This window comes from Pseudomonas sp., assembly GCF_050739995.1.
Classification (GTDB): Bacteria; Pseudomonadota; Gammaproteobacteria; order Pseudomonadales; family Pseudomonadaceae; genus Aquipseudomonas.
Genome location: NZ_JBOICG010000696.1, coordinates 1 through 6264, shown reverse-complemented (window position 1 = coordinate 6264; position 6264 = coordinate 1). Strand labels below are relative to the sequence as shown.

At 59.8% G+C, this 6264-nt stretch carries 9 protein-coding genes; all 9 read right to left on the bottom strand.

Annotated elements, in window-relative coordinates; all coding sequences use genetic code 11:
* Positions 1 to 666 (bottom strand): EscU/YscU/HrcU family type III secretion system export apparatus switch protein (locus ACRESD_RS23470; RefSeq protein ID WP_431753088.1); only part of this gene is annotated, 666 nt, incomplete at its 3' end.
* Positions 663 to 1451 (bottom strand): type III secretion system export apparatus subunit SctT, encoded by a 789-nt coding sequence (sctT, locus tag ACRESD_RS23465; RefSeq protein WP_431753087.1) that lies wholly within the window; start codon positions 1449 to 1451, stop codon positions 663 to 665. The genes sctT and ACRESD_RS23470, both read right to left, overlap by 4 nt.
* 10 nt (positions 1452 to 1461) lie before the next feature.
* Positions 1462 to 1725, bottom strand: a complete 264-nt coding sequence (gene sctS, locus ACRESD_RS23460; protein ID WP_431753086.1) for a type III secretion system export apparatus subunit SctS — start codon at positions 1723 to 1725, stop codon at positions 1462 to 1464.
* Between the two features lie 7 nt (positions 1726 to 1732).
* Positions 1733 to 2386 (bottom strand): type III secretion system export apparatus subunit SctR, encoded by a 654-nt coding sequence (gene sctR, locus ACRESD_RS23455; protein ID WP_431753085.1) that lies wholly within the window; start codon positions 2384 to 2386, stop codon positions 1733 to 1735.
* Positions 2383 to 3396, bottom strand: coding sequence for a FliM/FliN family flagellar motor switch protein (locus ACRESD_RS23450; RefSeq protein WP_431753084.1), 1014 nt, complete (start codon positions 3394 to 3396; stop codon positions 2383 to 2385). Before ACRESD_RS23450 ends, sctR begins: the two co-directional genes overlap by 4 nt.
* Positions 3393 to 3857, bottom strand: a complete 465-nt coding sequence (locus tag ACRESD_RS23445; protein ID WP_431753083.1) for a type III secretion system HrpP C-terminal domain-containing protein — start codon at positions 3855 to 3857, stop codon at positions 3393 to 3395. Before ACRESD_RS23445 ends, ACRESD_RS23450 begins: the two co-directional genes overlap by 4 nt.
* Positions 3854 to 4282: a type III secretion system stalk subunit SctO gene (gene sctO, locus ACRESD_RS23440; RefSeq protein ID WP_431753082.1), complete on the bottom strand. Its 429-nt coding sequence runs from the start codon at positions 4280 to 4282 to the stop codon at positions 3854 to 3856. Before sctO ends, ACRESD_RS23445 begins: the two co-directional genes overlap by 4 nt.
* The gene (locus ACRESD_RS23435) at positions 4269 to 5627 is read right to left on the bottom strand and encodes a FliI/YscN family ATPase (protein WP_431753081.1); all 1359 of its coding nucleotides are present in this window, start codon (positions 5625 to 5627) and stop codon (positions 4269 to 4271) included. Before ACRESD_RS23435 ends, sctO begins: the two co-directional genes overlap by 14 nt.
* Positions 5624 to 6264 (bottom strand): FHA domain-containing protein (locus tag ACRESD_RS23430; protein WP_431753080.1); only part of this gene is annotated, 641 nt, incomplete at its 5' end. The genes ACRESD_RS23435 and ACRESD_RS23430, both read right to left, overlap by 4 nt.

Genomic DNA, 6264 nt, shown 5'->3' with positions numbered 1-6264 from the left:
CTCCACTTGGGTCATACGCATGCGCTTGGCGAAAAAGTGCCGCACCAGTATCAGGTCGATGAGCGCCAACACCAGCAGCATGCCGAGACAGACATGCAGGAGGTGACGGAACAGTGCAATCAACGCCAGGATGTAACTTTGCAGATCACTGTTGGCCAGGTTGATCAGCGTGCCCAATGAGGGCCGAATCACCACATACAAAATCAAACCGATAAGGAATGCTTTCGCCACGCTCATCAACAGGTTCATCAACTGCTGGGCAGAAAACATCTGCTTGACCTGGCTCACGGGGTTGAGGCGATTGAAATCCATCTTCAGGGCTTCCGGCGCAAACAGCAGCCCGAACTGCATCCAACTGCTGATCAGCTTCGTAGTAATCGCCACCCCGACCATCAGCAGGGCGAATGAGAAAAACACCCCCAGCCCGTCAAACAGCACCTCCTCCAACGCTCGCGCAAAAGGCTGCGTCAGGCGTGACATCGGCAACAGTATCAACTGCTTGAAGCGTTGCAGGCTGGTCTCAGCGGTGAACAAGGCAATCTCACTGATTGCAGTCAGCGCCAACAGCTTTGCCACATCCTGGCTTTGGGCGACCTGGCCTTTCTTGCGTTGGTCACGCAGTTTTTTTGCAGAAGCCGGGTGCTTCTTTTCGCCGGAATCACTCATGGGATTGCGACCTTGATCAAAAGTCCCAGTACGTGTTTCAGGTCGCCCAGCAGGCCCATTCGCCCAACGATCAGATCCTGCAGCAGCGCAAAGTAGAGCAGCAGAATACCGATACCTGCCAGGCACTTGACCGGTGGTGCCAACGTGCTGACTTGCAATTGCTGACTGTAGACCCCCAGTAACGCGATACCGAACTCCAACAACAGCAACACCGCGATAAAGGGCGCGGCGTACAGCAACATGTGGGTGAAGGCATCGCCGAGCAAGCCGATAAACAGGCTCATTCCATTTGCCGCTGGCAGCGGAAACCATACGGTGGGAGGCCAGATCAGGTAGCTGTCCCAGATCACCTGGGTCAAGGCGCCCAACCCCAGACTGGTCATCAATAGAAAAATTGCCAATTGCTTGAACAAGTGCCCCATCGGCGTGGCATCCGGCCCCAGCGAAGGATTGAGCTGGCCACCAGCCAAGGCGCCACGTTGGTTATCCAACAATGCCCCCACCGCCTCGAACAACCAGAACGGCATCGACAGCAACACCCCGAGCAACAATCCCAAGGCAACCTCTTTGAGCGCCAACGCCACCAGTATCAGCGCCGAGTAGTCACGCCCCTCCAACGCCGCATGAATACCCGGTGCGGGCAACAGGGCCATGACTATCACAATGGTGCCCCGCAGCCTCCCGCGAACATGTTGGAAACAGAACGCTGCCACCAGCAGGGCACAGGGGTAGATACGTGCCATGCCAATCAGCAGGCTGGGGAGGAACTCGAGATAAAGCAGCACAGGCGATACCTCAGTTCAGGGCCGAGCGGCCAATCATGTCGAAGGTCAGGTTGATTAGTTGAATCAACTCCACACCAATCCAGCGCCCGGTCATGATCAGCGTAACCCCCACTGCCACCAGCTTGATACCAAAGGGCAGTGTCTGGTCCTGTATCTGCATCAGCGCCTGTACCAGCGACGTCATCACACCCACCACCACCGCCACGATCAAGGGTGGCGCCGACAGCACCACCACCAGCAACATGCCCTGTTTGAACAGCACGATCGGTTCCATAAGCCACTCAGAGATAGGAGAGGAACAAGCTGTCGAGCAGGCGTGACCAACCAGACACCATCACGAACAACAGCAGTTTGAGCGGCAGTGAAATGGTCATCGGTGAAACCATTTGCATGCCCAGCGCCAGCAGCAGGTTAGAAACAATGAGGTCGATGACAATGAAGGGAATGTAGATCAGAAAACCAATCTCGAACCCCGCCTGCAGTTGCGACAGAACGAACGCCGGGACCAGCAGGATCAGATCTTCGCGCTGTACCTCTTGTGCCATTTTCGCTGGCCACAAACGCGCGGTGTTCTCCAGCAGGTGCGTCAGCACATCCGGGTCCACGTTACGCAGCATGAAGGCACACAACGGTTGGATGGCCTCACGCCCCGTCTGCAAAAACATCTTCACGCTGCTCGTGTCCACGGGCGAGGCCTTGATGCTCTCGGCGATTTCGTAACCGACCGGTGCCATGATAAACAGCGTGGCTGCCAAGGCGATGCCATTGACAGCCATACTCGGCGGCACCTGCTGCACACCGATGGCGTTGCGGGTGATCATCAACACAATGACAATCTTCAAGAACGATGTGCAGATGATCAATAACATGGGCATCAACGACAACGCGCCCACGAACAGAGCCAGGATGAGGGGATCTATCCCCTGAAATATCATCGGCCGAACATCACGCGTGACAACTGCAAACCCAGGCGCCCGTCAATTTCCACCAACTGCCCCTGGCCGATGGGCCGGTCGCCGTAATAGAGGCCTGCCATTCCCGGCGCGTAACCAGCAATACCCAGCACTGCGCCGGGCGCAAGGTTGCGCAACTCACCCAGGGTAAGGTTCAAGGTGCCGCAGCGTACGCTCAGCGCCATACTGAGCTCATCGAACGGCTCGTGGCCAAATACGTCCGTTACCGGTTCATCGTCCTCTTCCCCGACGTAGTGGGGGGCTATGAATTCTTCGTCCACAGACGTGTCCTCGATTGAAGTAAGGGTCAGGCACAACGGCCCGCTGTCATCGTCAATGCACCCATGCAATCGCCGTGTGCCAACCTGTACATAGCCGCTGCCTCGGGCTAGAAAAAATGCCTGCTCAAACACCAGCACATCACCGACCCGAAGGCTGCGTGCTTGTGCGACCGGCAACTGCAAACGTCCAAGAGGCAGCGCAATCGCCAACCGAAACGATGCGGGCATCGGCCCGGCGGTGACACGCCATGGCCCGGCATCGCACAACGCCAGAAAGGTCTCGGGAGCCAGCCACATATACCCCTCGACCCGGGTTTTCCCCAGGGTCACACTGAGTCGGCAGCCAAACGCCTTGGGACGATCGGTTTCCAGTAATCGCACATAGCCCAACAGCGCCTTCACCTGAGGGCTCAGGTGAAGCTGGAACAATGCCCAGAACCAGGAATCCGGATCGTTGCCAGACTGGGCCAACGTCACTGGGCACTCCCCCAGCAGACTGAGCAACGGCCCTGCTTCGGCGAGCGCCAACACACCACACACGGTTTCGAAGCACACCGCCTCGCCACCTGCCGGGGCACGTCCAGGTTCAAGCTGCAACTGACCGCCCTGCCCGGCTACCTGAAACGCCAGGCTCAGGCCACGCCCCAGCCGACGCCGCGCGGCAACCGTGTCGCCCTTGACCAGAGGCAGTGTCAGCACTGGCACAATCATGCGCAGCCGACATCAGGCAGCGATAGGCTGACCGGCTGTCCCAGCGCTTGCGCGAATCGGTTCTCACATTGTTGGCGCACGCCGCTGAGCCAGCGCGCTGTCGCGTCCTGCTCTGCTTCCAGCTCAATATCCCAGGCCCCTTGTTCACGGCGCACACGGGCGTTGATTCGTCCCAGGCGGGGCAAGTACAGCACTGCCTGAAGTGGCCACTGCGAAGCGACCTGCATACGCGGAGCCAGTTGCTCGGCAAGTGCGTCGATCATGGCCGCGCCGCCCAACGCCTTCGTTGCGGCTAAGGAAGCCCCCGCACCCGAACCGAGGCCGCCATCATCATCGGTAAATAATTGGGCAAATAGCCGCCCTTCCTCCAAAGGCACAATGCGTGAAGATCCCGACTCTCGTTCCTCGCGTGCTTCACGCAGGCGCGGACGTTCTGGTGGGGTATTTGAAACCTGGGTCATGTCGGCTCCTGCGCCAGTAAAAGAGAGAGCTCCTGAAGTTTTTCCACCTGCCGCAAGCATTTGGTGACCTGTTTCTGGGCACTGCCAACGTGGGCTTGCTTCTCTTCCCGCTGCCCCTGCAATGTCTCCAACTGCCCTATGCCTCGCCGGGTGTTGGCCGACAAGGAGCGCTCCTGAGCCCCCCAAGACTTAAGGGCTTGCAGGTTCAAAACCTGCCCCTGGTGCTGGCTGAGCAACTGAGCACTTTGCAGGGCTTCCTCCTGTCGCGTTTGCTCCAGCGCATCCTGGGCCTGCTGGATATGCGCAAGCAGGGCCTGCTGGGCCCGCTTAGCCTCACGCAAGGCTCGCTCGGCCCGGTCTGCCCGGTGCCGACGCAGGCGCCGTAGCGTCTCGACTTCACCGAGCAGCTCATCAGAATGGGACATAGGCGGTCAGCTCCTTGAGTTGCTCCAGCGTCACCGCCATCGGCGAAGGCTCGCGCAAGTCCTGACGCAAGAAACCATCGACAGCCTGGCGGCTGTCCACGGCAAGGTCAGTCAAGGCATCGCTCCCCGGCTGGTATTCCCCCAGCTTGAGCATCAGCTCGATCTGCTGATAGGCCGATAGCAAACGTCGTAACGCCGTACCTGCCTGGATATCCGCAGGTTCGGCAACGTTGCTCAGAATCCGCGACAAGCTCGCCAACACATCCACGGCGGGATAGTGCCCACGCTCGGCCAACTTACGGGACAGCACGATATGGCCGTCGAGCAGCGAGCGGACTTCATCAGCCACCGGGTCGTTCATGGAGTCCTGCTCGATCAGCACGGTATAGATCGCGGTGATCACCCCATCACGGGTCAACCCGGCACGCTCCACCAGCCGCGGCAGCAGGCTGTACACCGAAGGCGGCAGGCCACCGCGACCGAGAGGTTCACCAGCGGCCAGGCCAATTTCGCGCTGGGCCCTGGCAAACCGCGTCAGGGAGTCGATCAGCAGCAACACGCGCAACCCCTTGCGTCGATATCCTTCTGCCAATGCAGTCGCCGTAAAGGCTGCGCGGGCCCGCTCCATACTGGAACGGTCGGACGTGGCACACACCAGTACCGCCTTGGCACGCAGCTGCTCATCAAGCTCATGATCGAGAAACTCGCGCAGCTCCCGGCCGCGCTCGCCGATCAGGCCAAACACGATGACATCACACTCCACGTTACGGGCGATTTCGGCCAACAGGGTGGTCTTGCCACAACCCGCACCGGCGAACAGGCCCACACGCTGGCCCTCGCCCAGCGTCAGCAATCCATCGATCGAGCGCACCCCAGTGGCCAGCGCGCGATTGATCCGTGGCCGCTCGGTAGGCAACGGTGCTTCACACAGTACCGCGCTGGTATCCGGCAAGTCGGCCACGACAAACGCACTGGGGCCCTCTCCGGTGATCGGCCGCCCGAAACCATCCAGCACCTGGCCCAGTAATGCCTCACTGACTTGCACCCGATGTGAGATCCCCAGGCGCTCCACGCCTGCGCCAACCCGCACCCCTTCCAGATTGCCCAGCGCACTGAGCACCGCATCCTGCTGATCGAAACCGATGATCTCGGCCAGCATGTAGTCACCAGGCTTTTTCTCCACTTGGCACAAATCACCGATGCGCGCCTGAGGCAGTCGACACTGCAGCAACATGCCATTTACACGCTGGATGCGCCCTCGCATCGTCACTGGCGCGAAGGTAGCCAGCGACTGGACCTGGCGCTGCTGCCAGGCGTCGAGACGGGCTTGCAACTCCGCGTTCACCAGCGCACCTCGTAACGCTGTACGCCATCGAAAACCACCTTGCTGTTGTCGATCAACACCAGACGCAGACCGTCCAATTCATCCCCGACAAAAAGTCGGCTGCCCTCCTCCAGGACCACGTGGCCATTGGGCCCACCCACGATCTGCACAATCTTGAACGGCAAGTTTCCATCGCGGGCGCGCACGCGGCTGATCACCGGCACCGCGCTGTCGAATTGCTCGCCAAAACGGCTGAGCATGCGCGCGACCAGCTCTACATCATCCTGGGAAACGTCTCCACTGAGCGCGACTTGCCCATTGATCACCTGCAAGTTGACGCGCGGACTTAACTCACGCTCGCTGAGCATCTTCAGCAACTGTTGACGCACTTCAAACGGCGAAGCCAGTTCCTGTTTCCGAACCACCGGCGGCATCAAGGAGGCCTGGGCCTCTGGTTCACCTGTGGACGCCATGCCGACTACGATGAAGATAACGGTGACCACCAGCACCAAGCTCAGCAGACGCTTTTGCTGCGAAGACGAGATGGTCGATAGCGTGAGCCTCTGCACCGGCTCGTTGGCCCGTGGTGCTGCTGCCTGAGTTGGGGCGGACACCTGCGGCCAGGGCTCATCGGCTAAGGTGACACACAGTCGTACGC